This window comes from Streptomyces sp. NPDC050211, assembly GCF_040656035.1.
GTDB lineage: Bacteria > Actinomycetota > Actinomycetes > Streptomycetales > Streptomycetaceae > Streptomyces.
Genome location: NZ_JBFALC010000064.1, coordinates 34,279 through 54,123, shown reverse-complemented (window position 1 = coordinate 54,123; position 19,845 = coordinate 34,279). Strand labels below are relative to the sequence as shown.

Here is a 19,845-nt window from a genome sequence, read left to right as displayed (position 1 = left end):
CAAGCTGCGATGCAGCACCACCGGCATCACCGACCTCGTCAAAGCTGTCCTCACCCTGCGCCTGCCCAGCTCAAACTGAAGTTGAAAATGGCTCAGTGCCGCTGAGGATTCGGTTACCGGCTCGGCTGAAGTCCTCCGCTGTCGCGGCCCCGTCGTCCACCAGCTTGCCCAGCCGGGCGGCCCTTGCCGCGCCGTCGACCGATGTCACCAGCTCGCCCGCCTTCTCCGCGCGTACGACGACCTTCGCCGTACCGGTGATAGCTGTCTTGGCGAAACCTGCGCCGGGAATGACGCCGAGGGCGTCGCCCGCCAGATCCATCAGTCCGATGTCGGCTCCACCGATCTTGGCCGCACCATGGGCCAGGAGTGCGCCTGCCGAAAAGCCCGCGCTTGCCAGCGCGAGCGCCCCGGACAGAGGTGGGCACCACAGGGTCAGCAGCGCCAGGACGCCGAGGACGGCGGAGATGTTGCTCAGCCAGTCGCCGATTGTCTTCAGCAGGTCCTTGTGCCGGGCGCACCACTCCTGGATCGCGTGCCCTAGCTTCTGGAACTCATCGCCCAGCTTCTCCCAGAAGCCCGGGTCAGGTGCGCCATCGGTCGCTTTACGGAGCTGGCCCGCAACCCCACGGGCCTGGGCCTGGTGCTCCTCGAGCAGCCGCTCCGTGCGCTTGATGATCTCCTCGAGTTCACGCTCGGCCTGGTCCAGCCGTGCTGAGGCTGCCGACAGCTCGCCATCGGCCTGCTGCAGCCGGGCGCTTGCCGCGTCGATCTTCGCCTGGGCGTCCTGCAATGCCGGGCCGGTGAAGTACTGACCGCTGAGGCGGAACGAGGGATCGGTCGCCGCCCGGTTGTAGCGGTTCGTCGCGGCGTCCTTGCTCTTCTCCGCGGAGGCGACCTGGCCTTTGGCCTCCTTGGCCTGGACCTCGTACGTACGGGCTGTGCTCTGGTAATCGGCCAGCGCCGCACGCCACTTCGACAGCTCTGACGATGCTGTGCTCATCGCCTCGTGGCTGTCTTTGAGGTAGCGGGGGAGTTCCCCGACCTTCTTCGAGAACGCGGAGGCGGCGTCACCTGCCCAAGTGACGTTCCCCGTAAGGCGCTTGATGCTGTTCTGCGCGTTGTCGAGTGCGGCTGCCGCCCTCTTGGTGCGGGCAGCGAGTGAGTCGACGTTGCCGGGGCTGCCCGGAGCCGGGTCGAAGCCGAGCGCGGGGTACGAGTCGTTGCTCACTGGGAGCCGCCCTTGCCGGCGAAACCGTCACGCAGGGCCGTCTCGACGTCCCGGTAGGTGTCGCGGGTCTTCTTGAGCCCGTCCTCGATGGCCTGCGTGCCCTCGGCGATCTTCGTGATCGCGTCGTCCCAGCTGTCGTGGAACTCGTCGCAGGCGTTGTCGAGTTCTTTGCTCCCCGTGGTCTTCGGGCCGGTGTCACGCAGTGCGTTCAGCGCGGCACGCATCTCGTCCTGACTCCGGTAAAGCTCCCTGACCAACGTGTCCAGCTCGGATATGTCTACCTTGAAGCCCGCTCCCATGGCGCCGGCATCCCTCTGTCTCATGTGGCGCAGTCATTAGCTGTTGCAACAAGATATCCAGCAGGCGTCGAGCAGCCCGACGGGGGGCACCGTTCACATGGCGCACGGCCGGCCGGCCATATACGGCTGCGGGGTGGTCGCAACTCCCCTGAAAGGCCGCCTCGTTGGTCTTAAGTCCGATCGCACCCGGGCCTGGCTCACCTGAGGTGGGGCAGACGGCTACGGTTGCGGCCCATGGACATGACCGTGCTTTTGTTCTCTTTGCTTGCCATCGTCGCCCTGTGGGGCACCGTCGAGGCCAGAGTCCGCCGCATCGACCGGAGAGCTGCCCACCTAGAGCGGAAAGTTGATCTCCTCCTCGAGCACTTGGGTGTCCAGGATGCCGGACCGGCGGAACTGAGTGAGGTCGAGGTGCTGTTGAGGAAGGGAAAGAAGATCCAGGCGATCAAGCTTTACCGAGAGATCACGGGGGCCGATCTGGTTGAGGCCAAGGCTGCGGTTGAGCGTCTGGAGGCGTAACCGGCCGAGCGCCGCCCGTGTCGCGGGCCGGTTCAATGCATCAACACGTAACCGGGGCTGCGCCCCTTCGACCGTGTCGCGCACGCGTTGCGATCCCTCGCGGAGGGGCTGCTGTGGCGGGTGGCTCTTCAATGAGATCGTTATATGAGTTCCGTGAGGCGGGACAACCCTTGCGTCTGCGAAGGTCGTAAACTGTCGCGAGATTCGCGGGGGCGCCGAAGGTGCGTGAGTGGCCATAGTTGGGCCTCGTAGCAGCCTGGGTGTGGGTCAGTGGAGACGCGGGTTCTGTCACGGGAGACCGGACCACCCATCGTGCTCCCTCGCAAGATTGATCTGCGAGAGGGAACCCATGTCTTACCCCACACCGCCGGGAAGCGGTAATCCGTATGGGCAGCCGCCCCCGCAGAGTGGTTGGCAACCGCAACCGCAACCGCAACCGCAACCCCAATGGCAGGGGCAGAGCCCCGTGCCGTCCATGCCGGCGGCACCCCCCGGGGCGCCGCCCGTTGCTGGGCCGGCCCAACCGCCGCCCCACTTCGGTGCGTACCCTGCGCCCGGGGCGCCCGTACCGGTACCCCCGTCGGGCGGAGGAAGCACCGTCCGGAAGGTCGTCGGTGGGCTGCTCACCGTGTTCGGCGTGCTCGGCATGCTCGGCGGCGGGGCGCTCGCGACTCACGCGTACGGCAACAGTCAGCAGGATGTGCGCAACTCTGCCTACGGGGCGGTGCTGTGGCGCAATGAGGCCGCCGACACGCTCTTCCCGGCGACCATCGGCGACGAGGCGTACGAGGCGGCGGACAAGAAGATCGCGCAGTGGAACCGGATGGGCATCTCCCAGGACACCTCGTGCGCCAAGGGCCTCAGCGGCAACACCAAGGAGACCGCGCAGAAGCTCGGGTGCGAGGCCGTGCTGCGTGCCACGTATGTCGATCTCACCGGGGAGATGGTCGCCACCGTCGCGATTATCGTGCTGCCCAAGGGCGGAACCGGAGCCGAGGAGATGGGCGAGTATCTCTCCGACCAGGAGAGCGAGGTCGTCCCCGACGGCGCCGTAGTGCCGTACGCGGTCCCGGGCACGCTCGCCGCGAAGTGGCAGGAGAACCGGCGTAACGGCATGGGCGGAGCACGCTCGATGGGAGGCGCCACGTTCCCATACGCCGTCGCTGTCACGACCGGTGCGGTCGACGGCCGTACGTCGGGCAACCTGCCCGGCGAGTTCGGCAGATACGGCGGGAACGGCGACGACAAGATTCCCTGGATGGACGCGGCGCACGCCCTCAGCCAGACGTTCTCCAACCATCTCATCCACCTGGGCAGGTGAGTCCCACAGTGAAGTTCCGGACCATACGCGCGACTTCCACCGCGGTCGTTCTCACCGGTCTGCTGTGCACGCTGGCCACCGCTCCGGCGCAGGCGGCCACGCCGGTCGGCTGGGAAGGCACGGCACTCGGCCTGTCCGCGGCGCAGCGGCAGAGCCAGGGCGAGGGAGTGACCGTCGCGGTCCTCGACAGTGGTGTGTACGCCGACCATCCCGCCCTCAAGGGCAAGGTCACTACCGGGCCCGACTACTTCAAGGACGGGCTGAAGGCGGGCGACGCGAAGTGGGGGCAGCACGGGACCGCCATGGCCTCGGACGTCCTCAAGGTGGCCCCGAAGGCCGAAATCCTCTCGGTGCGTGTCATCGATGACAAGCATGAGGAGGAACGCACCGAGGAGGATCTGGAGGAGTCCTTCAGGACAGGCAACAACCCGATCGCGAACGGCATCAACTACGCGGTCGAGCACGGTGCCGACGTGATCACCATGTCGCTCGGCGGTGAGGTCTTGTTGGGCGGTTACAGCGAGGACGAGGCCGCCGCCCTGGCCTATGCCGCACGCAGCGGTGTGACGGTGCTCGCCTCGGCCGGCAACTCGGCCGAGGACTTCAACGAGGTCGAGTACCCAGCCGGTTACGCGGGCGTGATCACGGTGGCGGCCACGCAGCAGAACGGTGAGCGCGCCGACTTCTCCACCGTGCACACGTACAACGACGTGGCCGCGCCCGGCGTCGACATCGTCAGCGCGACGAACACCGGCGGCTACAGGCCGGCCAACGGCACGTCACCCGCGTGCGCGCTGGCCGCCGGTGTCGTCGCACTCATGTACGCGAAGAACCCGAAGTTGACCCCGGCTCAGGTGAACGACGTCCTGATCGACACCACCCATCGCCCCGTAGGCGGTGGCAGTGCCGTGCTCGGCTACGGCCTGATCAACGCGGCCGCGGCGGTGAAGGCCGCTGCCTCGCCTCCCAAGGACACCACGGGGCCGGTGGCTTACAAGGGCAAGGAGCACCTGGCGACTCCGGACGGCACGTCGAAGACCACGCACCCAGAGATGGAGCAGGGGGTGTGGATGACGGGCCTGGTCGCAGCCGGCGTGGGGTTGGTGTTCCTGCTCGGCGGTGCGCTTCTGGGGTGGTCGGGGCGTCGCAGGCCGTCGGCGCCGGCCGGGACGCCCGGGATGGGGCAGGCTCAGGGGTACTTCCCTGGCTGACGTGGCTGAGTCCTCGTCTGACTGGCAAATGCCCCGGTACTCCGTTTCTGCGGAGAGGTCGGGGCATTTCGTCATGCTAGCGCCGTAGGTGGCGGCGGAGGGTGTTGACGTCACCGCGGTAGCCCCCGGTGGTGACTTCGTGCGAGCAGGCCACCGCAAGGACGTATCCGGTGCCGCGTTGCTCCAGTGCGGTTCGCAGCCTGGGGTTGCCGCCGTAGACCTCGTCGCCGGCGACCCATGCGGCCTGGTGGCCGGCGTCCAGGAACCGGGCAACCCATACGAGTGGCCAGTTCCGGCTTGGTGGCGAAGGCGGTGTCCTGGTCGAGTTCGGCATCCCGGCAGCGGTCAGGGTCAGAGGTCCACGAACGCGGGACGTACAGTTCCCGGTCCACTGCCGCGTGCCCGCGCCGGCCGGCGGAGACCAGGTAGACGGCGACCTGGGCATTTTCGATCCTGCCCGCGGTGCCGGTGTACTGGCGCTGGACGCCGACCGTGCCGGTGCCCTTCTTCACGTCCCCGGTCTCGTCGGCCACCAGTACCGCCTGGTCGTCGTGCAGGTGGTCCACCACGGAGTCACACACATCGTCGCGGACCCGGTCGGCGTCCCACGTGGCCCGGCCGAGCAGGTGCTGCATGCCGTCCGGGGTGGCCTCCCTGGCCCATTCGGCGATGGTCCAGCAGTTCTTGCGCGGCAGGTCCGACAGCAGTCCGAGCACCAACTGCCGTGCCCGGAACCGGGGTTCGACCCGTGTGAACCGTCCCGCTATCCGGTTCATCAGGTTCTCGAACGCCTCCTGCCAGCGGGCAGGGTCTACGCTGTGACGTGCGGCCAGCGTGTGATCGTTTGTCTTCACACACCGATGATTAACGGGTGGCCGCACCCGTCTCCACAGCGCGTCGGGGTCGCGCAGCGTCCGCCCGCCGTCCTGTGTCAGGAGGACATGTGCACCGTGGCGAAGTCTGGTGGGTGGAGTTCGACGAGCGGCGGCCGGTCGTGCTGCTGTCGGGAGACGACGCGTCCGGGATCCGGGTGATGCAGGTCGTCGCTCGGGCGGGTGTCGACATCACCGGTCTGGGCGTCGAAGTGGCAGTAGGCGCCGTGGAAGGACTGCCCTTTGAAGGCGTGCTGCGGTTCGCGTTGCCGCGTCCGGGCTTTACCCCTTGCACATGGCTGACCACCGTGTCCCGGGACGACCTGATCGAGCGGGCGGGCGTTCTGTCCTCCGCGAAACTCAGCGAGATCGAGAACGCCCTCCGTCTCGGTGAGCAGGCGAAGGAGTGGACCCCGGCGACGACCGCGAAGCTCAGCGAGATAAGGAACGCCCTCCGTCTCGGTGGACTCGGGTAGGCGGAGAAGGAAACGAACGCCCGCGACGGCGTGGTCGGTCTCGTCCAGATGATCGACGCTGCCAGCTGCCTCCTCGGCGCGCCTCACGATCGAGATCACGAACTACGGCTGGAGTACTAGACAGAGGGGTATCGATCCGTCGCACACTTCGGCAGCCGAACCACGGAACCCCTCCCGCCGACCGTCACGTTCGGCAATCGCCCGTAATCTGCGCTGGCGCCGGTCACCTCGCTCACGCCACCCTCGCGACCGCCAACGGCAGGCTGAAACAGGTCCAATGGAGCCAAGGATGGCGTTGCTTCGGTCGTCGGCGGTCCCTGTGGCGGCAGGGTCTCCGAAGGTCAGCACGTCCGCTCGTGAGGAATCGGGTATCGCCAATCCGTCCGACAATGATCGGCAGACGGTGGAACCTCAATATTGGGACAGTCCCTTCGGCTGACCACTCATCTGATCAGAGGGAATGCAGGATGGCCAAGGACTGCCGTGACCAGGTCCAACCGCATCTCCAACCCGGAGAGCGGCTACTCGCGGTATGTGAGTGCGAGACGGCTCCTGGGGTACCGGAGCGGCCAGTCTGGCTACGGCAGCCGCCCAGGGAGTCAGAGCTGGAGCGTCGGCTCAAGTCCCGCCTGCCCGGGGCAGTGCAGAGGCTCCTGCGGCCGAGCGAACCGAAGGCCGTCACTCGGTTCGAGCGGATGATGGAAGGCGCTGAACAGACGGTCGAGAATGCCCTCGCCCGGGGAGCCCACGGGGAGGGAATGCACGGCGGCTGGGAGAGCCAGGCAGGGCAGTTCTTGGTGACGCACTACACGGCCGCACGTCTGCCCGCCACGACGCTGGCGGTCGTGTTCACCGAACACAGGGTCCTGGTACTCGCGGATCGCGCAAAACTCTGGCAGACGGATCGGGCGTACGAACTTCAGTGGGAGGCCCCACGGTCTACTGTCCTCGGAGTACGTGCGAACCCCAAGGGCGTTTTCCAGCGCGGCCGGTTCGAGTTGGGCTTTGCGGACGGGTCGTGGATCGCATTAGTGGCGTCGGTGCCCACGCACGCGGAGTCCTTCGCTGCGCAAGTAGACGGCTGACGCGTGACGGTCATGGCACCACCGTCAGGAACATTCCGAAGCACGCCCTTCGTGGCGGAGTTTGGGCAGTGTCACGAACCAGCGGGGCGACCACGGCAAGATCGCGGACACCGCGTCGAACCGCTCCTCGTATCCCGCCTCGACGCCGTGTAGCCACGCGAACAGGAAGTGGACTCCCAGGACGGGACGCGGTGCATGAGGTACTCCCGGGCACCGAGAGAACAGGCGGACATCGAGCCTTTTCCAATCTGCCTGGCGGCATGGCTTGGTCAAGTTCCGTGTGTATCCAGGTCGTTCGCTCATGGTCAGGCTGTGCTCGCGTAGTCGCGGCAGGAAGGCGACGGGTCGAGGAGGGCGAGGGCGATAGGGACCGGTGACCCGGATGAAGCTTGCGGAATTCACGGCACACCTCGGCCGGCAAGCGGATCCCCGGTGGCGTCATAGGGCTCCGGTCCGTACCCACGGTGGGAGCCCACGAAAGAGAGGAACCCCAGCCGACGCGTGGCTGGGGTTCCTCAAGGTGGCGAGTATCGGTCAGCAGGTGGAGTCGCCCACGCCGTAAACCGCTCGTCTACGTGTCGGCGGACCGCACCACATCGCGATCACCGTGGATCAGGCGGGTCAGCGCTGCAGGGTGAGCAGGGCCGGCCGGTACGGCAGTCGCAGGTAGTCGGTGTTCGGCGGTGTGCTGGTGGAGAAGCCCTGGTAGAGGAACTGCAGGTTGCAGGGATCGATGGTCATGGTCTGGTCGGGGTTGTTGCGGACCAGGTCACCGTGGCTGATGCCGTTGGTCCAGGTGGCGCCGCTGTTGGCATTGCCCGCGAAGGGGCTGCTCTCGCTGCCGGCCTGGACGGTCCACGGACCGTTCAGGCTGGAGGCGGTGAACGAGCGGAAGTAGCGCCCGGCGCCCTTCGCCTCAACGATCATGAGGTACTGGTTCTGGCCCTGGACCTTGTAGACCTCCGGCGCCTCGAACAGCCTGTCCTCGGTGTCGCTCATGATCGTCGTGTACGAGGAGCCGAAGCTGCTGGGGAAGTTCCCGAGCGGCATGGTCGACCGGTAGATCTTGCCGTTGTCACCGGCGAAGAACAGGTACATGTTCTGGTCGTCGGCGATCATGGTCGGGTCGATCGGGACGCCACCCTCACCGGCGGGGAAGCTGCCGGTGAACAGCGCCTGCGGGGCGGACCAGCCGTTGGGGTTGGTGGGGTCGCTGGACGTGCGGTAGGTGAAGGTCCAGTTGGTACCCCACCCATTTGAGACCAGCACCCAGATGTTCCTGGTGGAGAGGTGGAACAGTTTGGGCGCCACGGCGATCTGGTTCATCCCGGTCTGGGGGGCCGACGCCATGTCCGACCAGTTCGTGAAGGGACTGAACCCCATTGAGCCCCATGACGTTCCGTTGGAGGTGGTCCCGTAGACCAGGTGCCTGCCGTTGTGCGTCACGGTGGTGAAGTCCTTCAGCGAGACTCCCCCGTTCGCTGGCTGCGCCAGCGGGCCCGTCGAGGTCCACCGGTACGTCGACGGAAGAGCACACGCGTTGCCCGTCCCGGACAGGCCGGTCCACTTCTGGTTGTTGGCGCCGTTGCACGTCCAGATCTGCACCGCCGTGGTGTTGGCCGTACCGCCGCCCGAGACGTCCAGACACAGCCCGGACTGAACACCGACGATCGTGCCGTCGGAGTTCGCCCGCCACTGCTGGTTCGGACCGCCGTTGCAGGTGTAGATCTGCACCCGGGTCCCGGACGTGGTGGCGTGGCCCGGGACATCCAGGCACTTGTTGCCGTACACGGTCAGCTGGTTGTTGTCCGTCAGCGTCCACTGCTGGTTGGTGGCGCCGTTGCAGTCCCAGATCTGCAGGAACGTGCCGTCGGTCTGGCTGGCGCCCGGCACATCGAGACACCGGCCGGAAGCGACACCGCGCACGGCGCTGGTGGTGGCCGCCTGAGCCGGGCTGGCGACGAGCATCGCCGCCAACGCGGCCAGGGCCGCGACCGCGGCGGCGAGCACCGCGGCCGGATGTCTGCGGCTCAAACTACGTCTATGCATAAGGACCTCGTCATCCTTGAGCAAGCGGTTCCGGTTTGCCCCGTCCTGGGCTGTCCGGATGCCGGTGTGTGCGGCCCTGGATGTTCGGTATATCGAACAGGGGTCGGAGTGTCGAGCAACTGGATGATTGAGGCTCCGTTGATCAGCGTCAATACCTCTCGCACAAATCGCGAGCCGAAACGTTCGCAGACTGAAAAGGCGGCTTCAAGTTCCGTGGTTGTACGGGTCTTTGGCGTGAAGGGTAGATGGCAGTGCGGGCACGGGCTTGGTGATCATTACGGCTGTCCTACGTCTGACGATCATGAGAGTGTCCCGTGCCGCTGATGCGTCTTCCCCGGTGCCTGCCGTGCCGTGAACCTGGGTCCCATCTACCAGGAGCTTCACTTGTCCGTCAGCCCAACTGCCCATCCTCACCGGCAGGTTGGATAACGCTCATTGGCTACCGGGGTGAGGGCGGCCCGGCGACGCCGCGAGCGTGTGTGCCAGGCGATCGCCCGGGAGGCGGGAGTCTGACGCCAGGACCTAGGAAGCAATCGACACCGCGAGGTTGGCGATCCAGCCGAGGATGCCCACAGCGACGCAGACGACGACAGCGCCGCCCATGTTTTCCGCCGCTTTCTCGCGTCGGGAAGGCTCCCGGCTCCGGTTCGGATTGCCCGACTTGGGCGGCCTGATCACCAGGTACGCGAGCCAGGCGAGGGCAGTCACGGCGAAACCGATCTGCCACAACTCGCCCACGATGCCCCGGATTCCGGCCCGTTGAATCGTCTGCGGCTCGAGTCCCTGCCGGGCGTCGAACTCGGTGCCGTCCGGGTAGTCGTGCCCGGTGTCCTCGAGGTCCACAGAGACGGCGTCGTCTGCATTGCGCCCGTCCGGCGTGAAGTCCCCGTAGCAGTCGTAATCCGACCGATTGCGGCGGTCGTTGGTGTCGTAGCAGCTCACCACCTTGTACGTGCCCGGGGTGCCGTAGACGCCCGCGGATAGTGCGAGGTCGGCGGTCGCGGTGACGGCCCAGAAGACGGCGGCGAACGCGGCGATGCCACCGAAGGTCCAGCCGCAGATCCGGAGGATCACCCGGGTCACAGGGCCTCGGGTGCGGGAGCCGGTGTGGGAGTCGGTCATGCGGAGCTAGATGATCCTTCGCGTGAGGTCGGCGTTCTGCGCCCGGGTGACGCGGTCGGGGGACGCCTGCTTGCGGTCGTCGGCGGTCGCGTCCCAGTCGTCGGGCTGCATGAGGAAGAACGTCCCGCTGCTCGGGACATAGCCGACCGCGCCGAAGGGTAGGTCGCCGGCGACGTACACGCCGTTCTCGATGCCTTCGGGCCAGGGGTTGCGCCACGGGCCGCGCCGTGGGACGGGGTTCATTCGCATCAGCGGCGACTCGTGGCCTTCGGCGGTGTGTAGCGTGAGCGTCATGCTCTTCGGGCGGCCTTTGGTCGCCCCGGCGCCGTCCACCTTGGTGACATGCGGGCAGAAAGCGTCGAAGGAGTACTGCGCGAGCGTCTTGCGGCAGATGCGCGTGCCGAGGATCGCGGGGGGGATGGTGTAGAGCGTGGCGATGAGGCCGAGGATGCCGACGAAGATGATCGGCGCCCCGATCTTAGGCACCCACGACATACCGGCACTCTCCGCCGCCCCACCCAGTGCCGGCATTCCGAAGGCCATGAGCGCGTAGATCCCGGAGTTGCGGATACCGGCCCCCCACATCCGGTTGGTCAGCTTTTGCCGCAGCGTGGCGGTGTCCAACGTTTCGGGTGCGGGGGCACCTTGAGTGTTTTCCGGCACTAGTTCTCCTGCAGTCCGCCCCAGCGTGGCTGGTGCTATCCGAAGTCGTTCCGCATGGCGGCAGCGGCGCCGGTCGGCGCCTTTGGCTCCCGGTCCTCGTCGGCAGCCATGGCTCGCGCGGGATCGGTGAAGGTCAGGGTGCGGGCGATCCCGAGCAGTATGTTCCGGTAGTCGTCGGCGGAGTCGAGATCCGGGGTCACCAACTGGAGCACGATGAGTTCCGGGGCGCTCAGTGCAGCTACCGCGACGGTGCCCTGCCAGATGTGACTCGAGGCCGCGTCGCTCCTCTCCGGGTGCCGGGACGACCGTGGGGCGGGCGCCCGCTTCTCCGAGAGGTAACCGAGACCGCACGGCAACTCCAGCGGTCGCGTGCCCTCGTCCGGGCCGTCCGCGGCGCTACCTGCGAGGCCTGCCACCACAAGCTTCGCGCTGCCCGACGTCGGCAGCGTCGACACGGTGAACACTGACGTCGTGAAACCACCGGCGTCGTCGGGATGCATCCCGAGCGCGCACTCCTGCACCCGATTGGTGTTCAGCAGGCCAATGATGCCCGCATAAAGGCGCAAGGCGCGGTCCGCCTCGTCCCGTTCATGTTCAGGCAGCCCACGGAGTTGGTTGACGATCTCCATGAGTCGCTCGGCCGACGGCAGGAGGTCCAGGGACACATATCCGACGGGCAGCCCGTACCAGAAGGCCGGCTTGCGGATGTCCTGCGGCGCGGTGGTCAATGCATTGAGGGTCATGTGTTGCCTTCACTCTCGCCGCGATTGGTCACCAGATTCCCAGCAATCCGCCGATGCCGTGTGCTGTCGCGGCGGCCTTCGTACTCTCGGCCGTGTTGTGCTCGGTGCCGTCATCGTCCACGGCGCCAAAACTCTCCGCGGAGGAAATGGAGTTCGCAGCGACGTTCAGGCCGTTGACCTTGATGTCCGCCATCAGCTTCAGCGAGCCCATGGCATCGGCCCCGGCAGCTCGCCATGCGTCGGTGGCATCAGCCGCCGCCGAGCGGCCGACCCCGAGGACCCCGCCCTTCACACCAGCCCCGACTTTCCCCAGGAGCGAGGCCCCGTCGGCCGCGCCTTCGAAGCCCTCCTTCGCGGCAACACCCAACGCCTTGGCGCCCGGAATAATGCCGATCGCATCACCGGCCAGGGATGCTACGGCGGCGAACTGGTCCATGTTGCTGCCGCCACCGAGCAAATCGCTTCTGAACTTCGCGTCCAAGAGGTTCTTGCCCATCGACACCGCGCTCGCCACAAGTGCGATGGGCGCCATGATCGGGGTCAGGACGGGGAAAAGAGCGAGCAGACCGGCAATGGCACCGATGGTGCCCGCGTGTTCCGCCAGGAATGCGCCGACCGACAGGAGGATGTCGCCGACGCTCTCCCAGAAGCCCTTGTCGGGGGCCTTCTCCGCCGTGGCTTCCAGCGCCTTGGCGATGATCTCGGCTTCGTGGGAGTGCTCGGACTCCAGCTCTTTGATCTTGCCGCTGAGTGACTCGTACTCGGTGTTGGCCTTGGCGAGGGCCGTGCTCGCCTCGTTCAGGTCCCGCTCGGCGGAGCGCAGCCGCGCGGTCGCGTTGTCGGCCTCCTCCTGCGAGGGGAAGGTCTGGTTGGCTAGCTTGAGGTCCGGGTGCTGGGCGGCCTGGTCGTACGCATTCTTGGCCTTGTCGGCCGCCGCCTTCTTCTCGGCCGCCTCCTCGTCGTACTTCTTCGCCAGCCCTCGGTTGGAGGTCAACTGGCCGTCCCACTTGTGCAGTTGGGTCGCGGCCGAACGCAGCGCCGAGGCGGCTTTCTTGATGTACTTCGACAGGTCGCCCTCGAGGTTCTCGCGGAACTGCTCCGCCGCGTCGCCCTCCCAGTAGCTGCTCTCGGCGGTGAGCTTGGTCAGCTGCCGGTGCGTGTTCTCGAGCGCCGTCGCGGCGGCGGCTGCCTTCTGTTGCAGCTTCGAGACCTCGGCGGGGATGCCCGGTACGGGGTTGAAGCCGATGTGAGGGTACGGGTTCGTGGCCACTACTTGCCGCCCCCGTTACCGCCGGAGGTGCTCTTGTCCGCGATCTGCTTGAGGGCCTTCTCCAGGGCCTCCTCGACCTCTTCGTAGCCCTTCTTGTTGGCCTTCACGCCGTCTTTGATCTCGTCGATCAGTTCCTTGGTCCTGTCGGACCCGTACTTCCACTCGTCCTGGAACTTGTCACACGCCTCGTCGAGCCGGGCGGTGCCGATCTGGTCGGCACGCACGTGGTCGAGGGCGGACCGTGCCTCGTTCAGCTGATCGACGCATCTCTCCAGATTCGTCAGGAACTGTTCGAGTTGCCCGATGTCCGTCTTGAAGTGGTCCCCCATGGGCCCGGTTGCTCCCCGTTCGGTTCTGGATGCATCGGGTCCAGGTGACTCAGCTGATCATCCCGGCCCTCGCGGCACCATATATGCACTGACTAGGCGTTCCGTGCCGAGTCCCCTCGGCCCTGCGGGGATTCGCCACATGAGCGCCACGGCTTCATCACCTGTATGTGGCATGGGGGTTCCGCGAGGTTTACGCAGCAACAAGCTCGCATCACACGTACTTGCCCCGATTGCCGTTTCTGGCCAGCGGCTGCCACCCCCATACGTCGGCGCAGGCGCGGACCAGTGCGAGGCGCTGCGTCTCCCTGCGCGGCTTGATGTGACAAGGGCGAGGATGACGCGGCCGGATACTCAGCCGAATACGCGCTTCATCCGCCGACCATGATGTTGGGTTCCTTCTCCAAGAGCCTTGAGATACCGGCCTGTTCGGCGAGGCCCCTGCGGTGCGCTTCGGCCTGAGCGCGCTCCTGCTCGTACTTTGCCCAGTCCGCTGGCTGCACGAAGAGCATGTCGTTGCTCGCCGGCACGATCACGACGCCGCCGAAGGCGGGGTCACCGGCGAACCAGGCGCCGCCCTTCTCGGCCTCCTTCGGCCAGCGGCGCACTGTCGCGGCGTTGAGCGCACGCAGAGTTGGGGCGCCGTTCTGCCCGCGTACCGTCAGCCGCAAGGTGTGCACATTTCCGAGGTACTTCCACTCGGAGCCCTTCTTCACCACCCGGGTGCGGTACTCCAGGGGGTAGGTACGCAGCACCTTTTCGCACGCCTTGAGCCGTGACCCGTGGCGCAGTCGCAGTGCCAGGAAGATCAGCACGAACAGAGCGGCTGGGATGCCGAACGCGGGGAGGGCGGCGTCATAGCCGACCAGGTGAGCCGCGTACGGCATCGCGAACAGGGCCACGGCGAGCGTCAGGCGTGTGGCGATGTGCTGGTACAGCTGGGTGCGGTTGTGCTTCAGCACCTGCGCAACGTCAGGTGGCTGGGTCGGGTTGTCCATGTGGTGGCTTCGTCCTGATTCAAAATCGACACATCGCGTCGTCCCAGCTGTCGTGGAACTCGTCGCAGGCGTTGTCGAGTTCTTTGCTCCCCGTGGTTCGGGCCGGTGTCACGCAGTGCGTTCAGCGCCGAGCGCATCTCGTCCTGACTCCTGGGGAAGTTCCCTGACCAGCGTGTCCAACTCGGATATGTCTACCTTGAAGCCCGCTTCCATGGCGCCGGCATCCCCCTGTCTCACGTGGCGCAGTCATTAGCTGTTGCAACAAGATATCCAGCAGACGTCGAGCGACCCGACGGGGGGCTGTGTGCACAGGGCGGGCCGAGCGCTGTAGTCGAGGCCGTTGCTCGGGCTTCTTCCCCCCGCCTGTTCCCGCAGGTGGTCAAGCGGGTGCCTGCACTAGTTGCATGCGGCTCAGCTTCAGCGCGGTCAACGGCCTCTGGAACGCCGGATCCCGCGGCTGCCAGCCGTACTCGCCCGGGCGCTTTGCCATATAGCCTGCGCCCACCGCACGGTACGTGCGCACGGGGATCTCCGAGTGCGGGAACTTCCAAGCCGCGAGTGCCAGCGAGAGCGCCGCGCACGATCCAGTGCACGGGCTCGCACACCATGGTGAGTAGGAACTGGCCTGTCAGTTGAGTGGTCCCGCGAACGCGTAGTGGCTTGCGCGATGCGACAGCAAGCGTTCCCGTGATCGCTAGCGACGTGGGCCAAACGGCTAGGGTTGCGGCCCATGGACAATACCGTGCTCTTGTGCCTCTTCCTTGGCGCTGTCGCGCTATGGGGCACCGTCGAGATCAGAGTCCGTCGCATTGACCGGAGAACTGCCCACCTGGAGCGGAAGGTTGATCTGCTCCTTGAACAACTGGGCGTGCACGATCCGGGGCCAGCGGAACTGGACGAGGTCAGCGCCCTCGTGAGGAAGGGGAAGAAGATCCAGGCGATCAAGCTCTACCGTGATGTCACGGGGGCGGATCTGGTCGAGGCCAAGGCCGCGGTTGAGCGTATGTAGGCAGATCCACGAATCTCTGCCGCGACAGCGTGCCTGCCTGGGAAGGTCTGCTCTGCTCACCTGAATAGAGACGGAGGCCCCCCAAGAAGCTGTTGCCTTTTCGATCTTGAGGGGTGTTCGTCGAACGGGAGTCACTTGTGCGGTCGATCGCGGTCACACATGACAGGACCGCCACCTCTCGCGAGGCAGCGGCCCGTGAAGCGCGGCTACTCAATGAAGTATGATTTCGTCTCAATTCCGTAGGAGTTCGGGTACGATGTACATTTCGCGGTAGAGCTCGAACTCGACGCATACCAGCCACCCCAGGTGTTGGTCGCGTAGTCAAGGTAGCTGCAGTAGTAATTGTCTGCCTCGGTGCGGACCTTTACGGCCTTTCCTATCCAAGACGTTTGGGATGAGTTGAGCACGTCATAGAGGTTCCAGATCTCCTCTGCGCGGCCATTGCCCGGCATCTCGTGCCATTTGTCGGTGCTTTCCCACGTGTGCCAGATGGTGCCCGACGGTGAGACGCCGAAGCACTCTTTCGCGCCCTGGCCATATTCCCAGTGGGCCATCGAGAGCCAATACCGATCGCTGAAGTTTCCCGTATTCCCGAAACAGGTGCGTTCCGTCGCCGAGGCAGGCGACGCGAGAGTGCCCAGCAGGGCCGCCAGTGCGACAGCGAGGATGAACGGCAGGCGAATCAGCTTCATGTCTTCTCCAATTATTCGAAACCGTGGATGCCGATTGCCCGTCACCCGTTGCCGATTCTTGTCGTCTTTTAGATCGTCATTCTTAGTGCTGGGCAGACGCTAGCGGCAAAAAGCTCAACAAGAGGCGAAGTGGAGATGAACGATCATTAACGGTTGCCCCATGAATCAGCGCAGGCTGCCCAGTACGCCCTGCGGCAACTGCCGCCAGTACATGGGTGATTGACGGGCCGTCGACGACGACCAAACGGCGGCCACGGAGGGCGCAGGCGCCGATGGGCAAGACCAGCCTTCTGCCGGCGGTCTGGCAACAGGGGACCGCTCCTATCCCCGACCAGCGGAAACTCGGTGATCGCGCCCGGAAAGACGAGCTAGTGGTGTGACCGGAAACCTTTGCCGGGCAGCTCGTTGTGCTGGATGTCAGGGCGGCGTGTGGCAGGGGGCCGGTATGGCATCACCGGTGAGGGTTCGCCGACTGACCGAGCAGGAGGGGCAGACGCTGCAGCGGATCGTTCGGCGGGGAAGCACCAGTTCGGTGCGGTTCCGGCGGGCGATGATGCTGCTGGCCTCGTCGGGCGGCACCCCGGTCCCGGCGATTGCACAACTGGTCCAGGCCGACGAGGACACCGTCCGGAATGTGATCCACCGGTTCAACGAGGTGGGGCTGGCCTGTCTGGACCCTCGGTGGGCGGGAGGCCGTCCCCGCCTGCTGAGCATTGAGGACGAGAACTTCGTCGTCGAGGCGGCCACCACCCGGCCCACCGCACTGGGCAAGCCCTTCACCCGCTGGTCGATCCGCAAGCTCGCCGACCACCTGCAGCGCAACATTGCCCGCCCGGTGAGGATCGGCCGGGAGGCCCTGCGCTGCCTCCTGCTCCGCCGAGGGATCTCCTTCCCGCGCACGAAAACCTGGAAGGAGTCCCCGGACCCGGACTTCGACACCAAGCTGGACCGGATCGAATTCGCCCTTACCGAGCGGCCGGACCGGACGTTCGCCCTGGACGAGTTCGGGCCGCTCGGCATCCGCCCGACTGCGGGATTGTGCTGGGCTCTGAAGGGGAGCCCAGACCGGCTGCCGGCGACCTACCGCTGCACCCACGGCATCACCTACTTCCACGGTTGCTACTCGGTCGGCGACGATCAGCTGTGGGGCGTGGTCCGCCGGCGCAAGGGCATCGACCACACCTGGGCGGCACTGCGGTCGATCCGCGCGGCCCGCCCGGACGGCGCCCCGATCTACGTGATCCTCGACAACCTGTCCGCGCACTTGAACTGGCGGATCCGCCGCTGGGCCGCCCGGAACAGAGTCGAGCTCTGTTTCACCCCGACCTACGCGTCCTGGGCCAACCCGATCGAGGCCCACTTCGGCCCCCCTGCGGCAGTTCACCCTCGCCAATTCGAACCACTCCAACCACACCGTCCAGACGCGGGCCATGCACGCCTACCTGCGCTGGCGCAACCAGAACGCCCGCCACCCCGACGTCCTCGCCGCCCAACGACGAGAGCGCGCACGGATCCGCAGCGAGAAACACATCCGCTGGGGCGGCAGACCTCTCCAGCTTGCGGCCTGAACCCGGAAGACCTGCTGGTCACAGCGCTAGTCGTCGAACTCAAAGCCTGCCGTCTCGGCACGGGCAACAATCTCGCGAACTGCGCTGGAATTCGAGATCACGGGCTCAAGGGCAGCCTTGAGCTGCGTGAGGTCATCCAGGCTCCCGAGCGCACAGAACATGCCACCCTCGCTGTCGAAATCGAGGCGCTCAGCGAGAACCGGCCAGGCGAACTGCACAAGGCCCTCCCAGAAGTACCCATTCGGCTCGTGTCCGGCGGCAACTACTGCAGCATCGGCGGCCAGGTCACCGGCAGCGAGCATCAGCGAGTGTTCGCCGTCAAAGTCATGCAGGGTGAGAGTCACGGCGCGATCTTCCCATGCCCAGTGCCCAGCTGGCCCAGCCTTGGCCGCACCCCCACCCGGCGAACCTTCCTGGTCACAGCACTAGGTCCACCCCTCGACCTTCGCCGACGCGGCCTCTATGCGCAGTCGACGGCGCCGCTTCTTGCTCTGCCTCGGTGCCTGTCACGGCAGTTGACTCGGCCGCGGACACGGCGACGGCCTCGGCCAACTCCTCCCGTGCGGTCACCCGTCGGGCCGGCTCGATCTCCGCTGAGGAGCGCGGCGCCTTGCGCGCGGAGCACCGCGCGGCCATCGACGAGGCACTGACCGCCGCGCACAAGGCCAGTAACGACGGTGCGAAAGCCCTGGCGGAGCTGAACGGCGACATCCTCACCGACCCGTTCAACCATGACGCGGCAGCGGAATCCGCCCAGGACGTCAAGAACGCGATGAAGGCCCTGGGTGAGCAGCCCCCGCAGGTCCCTGAGAACGACCCCAAAGCCGCTGCCGAGTGGTGGAAGGCCCTCAGCCCTGAGGAGCGTCAGGCCTACACCACGCTCTATCCGAAGGAGATCGGCGCTGCCGACGGCCTGCCGACGGACGTACGCGATGACGCCAATCGGACGGCCCTCGCCCAGGAGCTCAATCTGCTCCAGGAGGGCAACTACGACGACGGGTTCCCGGGCGAGAGCGATGAGACGGTCAACAGGCGCCTGAACAACCTCCAGTTGCTCAACGACAAGCTCGAGGCCCGGGACGGCGCACCGACGGGCAAGGAGTTGTACCTCCTCGGCTACGACTCCAAGGACGACGGCCGGGCCATCATCGCCATGGGCAACCCGGACACCGCCGCGCACACCGGGATCCTGGTGCCGGGTACCAACACGAACATGGACGCCGTACCCGGCCAGATCGAGCGCATCGGCAAGTTGCAGTCGGCGGCGGGGGACCGGTCCGATGGCGAGAGTGTGGCGATGATCACCTGGCTCGGCTACGACGCCCCCGAGGCTTCCACGACCGACTTCAACAGCGTCGGCGGGACCGGGCGGGCCGAGGACGCAGCGCCGGACCTGCGTCAGTTCGTGGCGGGCACGCAGGCCTCGCACGACGGGTCGCCGAGTCACACCACCGTCATGGGCCATAGTTACGGCTCCACGGTGGTCGGCGCCGCCGCTTCAGGGGGCTCCGGTCTGGGCGCGGACGACGTCGTGGTGGTCGGAAGCCCAGGGATGACGGTGGCCAATGCGCAGGATCTGCAGATGGATCCGGAACACATGTGGATCGGCGGGGCGGAGGACGATGCGGTCATCAACCACGCCTCGGGCTACACCCTCGGCCCCGACCCGATGCTTGGAAGCTTTGGTGGTAACAATTTCGAAGTCGACACCCACGGGCACAGCGGCTATTGGGACAAGGGCAGTGAATCTCTCGACAACCAAGGAGCAGTCATCGCGGGCAGGCCACCCACGGAGGCTCCCAAGAAGGGCGGCGACCCGCCGCCGGAGGCCTACATCGTCCCCGGTCTGTAACTCCCTTCTCCGCACGGTACTGGCTGTTTTCGTAGCCCTGCTCCTGACTGGAGGCTGTATGTCCGAAGGCGACAACCCGAATGCCCCGCTGCCCCGGATGGAAAAGGACGCGGCGCTGAAATGGGCCAAGGACTACACCGCGTACATGGCTCGGCTCACCGATGTCGAGCTCATCCCCTCGACGGCCGAGGTGAACTTCGAGGCGTGTATCGGGGAGAACGACGAGGTCGCCGAGGACGGCCGGTACAGCCTCTTTTACTACATCCGCTCGCCGGCCCCCGTGACAGAGCACACACGCGTCGTGCGGACCCTCCGCCAGGAATTGCCAGGGCAAGGCTACGAGGTCACGGGATACCGGGAGTTCAAGGACGCCTATGAATCCGCGGTGTTCAGGGCCAACAACAAGAAGAACTCCTATCGGGTCACGGCCGAGACCGTCGGTTCCGGCAAGACGAAGCCGCAACGCCTCTCCTTCTCGGTCCGCACCCCCTGCATGCTCCCGCCCGGCGCCAAGCAGCAGCAGTTCTGAATCGCCGACACAC

The 19,845-nt window shown here is 66.2% G+C and carries 18 protein-coding genes and 3 pseudogenes; 8 read left to right on the top strand and 13 right to left on the bottom strand.

The window, feature by feature from the left end; genetic code table 11:
• Positions 1-70: 70 nt before the first annotated feature.
• Both AB0I98_RS40250 and AB0I98_RS40245 read right to left on the bottom strand, forming a co-directional pair.
• Positions 71-1,228 (bottom strand): putative T7SS-secreted protein, encoded by a 1,158-nt coding sequence (locus AB0I98_RS40250; RefSeq protein WP_362950557.1) that lies wholly within the window; start codon positions 1,226-1,228, stop codon positions 71-73.
• Positions 1,225-1,551 (bottom strand): hypothetical protein, encoded by a 327-nt coding sequence (locus AB0I98_RS40245; protein ID WP_362950555.1) that lies wholly within the window; start codon positions 1,549-1,551, stop codon positions 1,225-1,227. The genes AB0I98_RS40250 and AB0I98_RS40245 overlap by 4 nt, the downstream gene beginning before the upstream one ends.
• Before the next feature lie 210 nt (positions 1,552-1,761).
• On the opposite strand from AB0I98_RS40245, the gene AB0I98_RS40240 reads away from it, so the two are divergent.
• The 3 genes from AB0I98_RS40240 to AB0I98_RS40230 all read left to right on the top strand — a co-directional run bounded on the left by AB0I98_RS40240 (position 1,762) and on the right by AB0I98_RS40230 (position 4,578).
• Positions 1,762-2,046, top strand: coding sequence for a ribosomal protein L7/L12 (locus tag AB0I98_RS40240; RefSeq protein WP_362950553.1), 285 nt, complete (start codon positions 1,762-1,764; stop codon positions 2,044-2,046).
• Positions 2,047-2,674: 628 nt separating this feature from the next.
• Complete coding sequence (locus AB0I98_RS40235; protein WP_362950550.1) at positions 2,675-3,367, top strand: hypothetical protein; 693 nt, start codon at positions 2,675-2,677, stop codon at positions 3,365-3,367.
• A gap of 8 nt (positions 3,368-3,375) precedes the next feature.
• Positions 3,376-4,578, top strand: coding sequence for a S8 family serine peptidase (locus tag AB0I98_RS40230; RefSeq protein ID WP_362950548.1), 1,203 nt, complete (start codon positions 3,376-3,378; stop codon positions 4,576-4,578).
• A 124-nt stretch (positions 4,579-4,702) separates the two neighbouring features.
• On the opposite strand, the pseudogene AB0I98_RS40225 reads toward AB0I98_RS40230, so the two are convergent.
• Positions 4,703-5,354: pseudogene (locus AB0I98_RS40225) on the bottom strand (IS701 family transposase); the annotation flags it as partial.
• 167 nt (positions 5,355-5,521) lie between these two features.
• Here AB0I98_RS40225 and AB0I98_RS40220 point away from each other — a divergent pair.
• The gene (locus AB0I98_RS40220; RefSeq protein WP_362950546.1) at positions 5,522-5,926 is read left to right on the top strand and encodes a type II toxin-antitoxin system PemK/MazF family toxin; all 405 of its coding nucleotides are present in this window, start codon (positions 5,522-5,524) and stop codon (positions 5,924-5,926) included.
• A 1,706-nt stretch (positions 5,927-7,632) separates the two neighbouring features.
• Here the strand turns inward: AB0I98_RS40220 and AB0I98_RS40215 are convergent.
• From AB0I98_RS40215 to AB0I98_RS40180, 8 genes and pseudogenes are all read right to left on the bottom strand, one after another.
• Entirely contained in the window at positions 7,633-9,060 is a 1,428-nt protein-coding gene (locus tag AB0I98_RS40215) for a non-reducing end alpha-L-arabinofuranosidase family hydrolase (protein ID WP_362950544.1), read from the bottom strand.
• A 522-nt stretch (positions 9,061-9,582) separates the two neighbouring features.
• Positions 9,583-10,182: a hypothetical protein gene (locus AB0I98_RS40210; RefSeq protein WP_362950542.1), complete on the bottom strand. Its 600-nt coding sequence runs from the start codon at positions 10,180-10,182 to the stop codon at positions 9,583-9,585.
• 6 nt (positions 10,183-10,188) lie between these two features.
• Positions 10,189-10,845 carry a hypothetical protein gene (locus tag AB0I98_RS40205; RefSeq protein ID WP_362950540.1) on the bottom strand — a complete coding sequence of 219 codons (657 nt, stop codon included), beginning with the start codon at positions 10,843-10,845 and terminating at the stop codon, positions 10,189-10,191.
• Between the two features lie 35 nt (positions 10,846-10,880).
• Entirely contained in the window at positions 10,881-11,588 is a 708-nt protein-coding gene (locus AB0I98_RS40200) for a hypothetical protein (protein ID WP_362950539.1), read from the bottom strand.
• Between the two features lie 28 nt (positions 11,589-11,616).
• Positions 11,617-12,858 (bottom strand): putative T7SS-secreted protein, encoded by a 1,242-nt coding sequence (locus AB0I98_RS40195; protein WP_362950537.1) that lies wholly within the window; start codon positions 12,856-12,858, stop codon positions 11,617-11,619.
• Positions 12,858-13,187: a hypothetical protein gene (locus tag AB0I98_RS40190; RefSeq protein ID WP_362950535.1), complete on the bottom strand. Its 330-nt coding sequence runs from the start codon at positions 13,185-13,187 to the stop codon at positions 12,858-12,860. Before AB0I98_RS40190 ends, AB0I98_RS40195 begins: the two co-directional genes overlap by 1 nt.
• Before the next feature lie 211 nt (positions 13,188-13,398).
• Positions 13,399-13,491, bottom strand: a pseudogene (locus AB0I98_RS40185) (ATP-binding protein); the annotation flags it as partial.
• Positions 13,492-13,555: 64 nt separating this feature from the next.
• Complete coding sequence (locus tag AB0I98_RS40180; protein WP_362950533.1) at positions 13,556-14,182, bottom strand: hypothetical protein; 627 nt, start codon at positions 14,180-14,182, stop codon at positions 13,556-13,558.
• A gap of 730 nt (positions 14,183-14,912) precedes the next feature.
• Here AB0I98_RS40180 and AB0I98_RS40175 point away from each other — a divergent pair.
• The gene (locus AB0I98_RS40175) at positions 14,913-15,191 is read left to right on the top strand and encodes a hypothetical protein (RefSeq protein WP_362950531.1); all 279 of its coding nucleotides are present in this window, start codon (positions 14,913-14,915) and stop codon (positions 15,189-15,191) included.
• 206 nt (positions 15,192-15,397) lie between these two features.
• Here AB0I98_RS40175 and AB0I98_RS40170 read toward each other — a convergent pair whose 3' ends face one another.
• Positions 15,398-15,883 carry a hypothetical protein gene (locus AB0I98_RS40170; RefSeq protein WP_362950530.1) on the bottom strand — a complete coding sequence of 162 codons (486 nt, stop codon included), beginning with the start codon at positions 15,881-15,883 and terminating at the stop codon, positions 15,398-15,400.
• A 445-nt stretch (positions 15,884-16,328) separates the two neighbouring features.
• Here AB0I98_RS40170 and AB0I98_RS40165 point away from each other — a divergent pair.
• A pseudogene (locus AB0I98_RS40165) lies at positions 16,329-17,451 on the top strand (IS630 family transposase).
• A 26-nt stretch (positions 17,452-17,477) separates the two neighbouring features.
• Here the strand turns inward: AB0I98_RS40165 and AB0I98_RS40160 are convergent.
• Positions 17,478-17,753 carry an Imm51 family immunity protein gene (locus tag AB0I98_RS40160; protein WP_362950563.1) on the bottom strand — a complete coding sequence of 92 codons (276 nt, stop codon included), beginning with the start codon at positions 17,751-17,753 and terminating at the stop codon, positions 17,478-17,480.
• A 308-nt stretch (positions 17,754-18,061) separates the two neighbouring features.
• On the opposite strand from AB0I98_RS40160, the gene AB0I98_RS40155 reads away from it, so the two are divergent.
• Positions 18,062-19,303, top strand: coding sequence for an alpha/beta hydrolase (locus tag AB0I98_RS40155; RefSeq protein ID WP_362950560.1), 1,242 nt, complete (start codon positions 18,062-18,064; stop codon positions 19,301-19,303).
• 58 nt (positions 19,304-19,361) lie between these two features.
• Positions 19,362-19,832 carry a hypothetical protein gene (locus tag AB0I98_RS40150; RefSeq protein WP_362950528.1) on the top strand — a complete coding sequence of 157 codons (471 nt, stop codon included), beginning with the start codon at positions 19,362-19,364 and terminating at the stop codon, positions 19,830-19,832.
• The last annotated feature ends 13 nt before the right edge of the window (positions 19,833-19,845 follow it).

Coding starts and splice junctions, on each gene's coding strand:
- AB0I98_RS40210 (WP_362950542.1), bottom strand. CDS start 10,182: ATGACCGACTCCCACACCGGCTCCCGCACCCGAGGCCCTGTGACCCGG.
- AB0I98_RS40200 (WP_362950539.1), bottom strand. CDS start 11,588: ATGACCCTCAATGCATTGACCACCGCGCCGCAGGACATCCGCAAGCCG.
- AB0I98_RS40190 (WP_362950535.1), bottom strand. CDS start 13,187: ATGGGGGACCACTTCAAGACGGACATCGGGCAACTCGAACAGTTCCTG.
- AB0I98_RS40215 (WP_362950544.1), bottom strand. CDS start 9,060: ATGCATAGACGTAGTTTGAGCCGCAGACATCCGGCCGCGGTGCTCGCC.
- AB0I98_RS40175 (WP_362950531.1), top strand. CDS start 14,913: ATGGACAATACCGTGCTCTTGTGCCTCTTCCTTGGCGCTGTCGCGCTA.
- AB0I98_RS40240 (WP_362950553.1), top strand. CDS start 1,762: ATGGACATGACCGTGCTTTTGTTCTCTTTGCTTGCCATCGTCGCCCTG.
- AB0I98_RS40245 (WP_362950555.1), bottom strand. CDS start 1,551: ATGAGACAGAGGGATGCCGGCGCCATGGGAGCGGGCTTCAAGGTAGAC.
- AB0I98_RS40170 (WP_362950530.1), bottom strand. CDS start 15,883: ATGAAGCTGATTCGCCTGCCGTTCATCCTCGCTGTCGCACTGGCGGCC.
- AB0I98_RS40150 (WP_362950528.1), top strand. CDS start 19,362: ATGTCCGAAGGCGACAACCCGAATGCCCCGCTGCCCCGGATGGAAAAG.
- AB0I98_RS40160 (WP_362950563.1), bottom strand. CDS start 17,753: ATGCTCGCTGCCGGTGACCTGGCCGCCGATGCTGCAGTAGTTGCCGCC.
- AB0I98_RS40180 (WP_362950533.1), bottom strand. CDS start 14,182: ATGGACAACCCGACCCAGCCACCTGACGTTGCGCAGGTGCTGAAGCAC.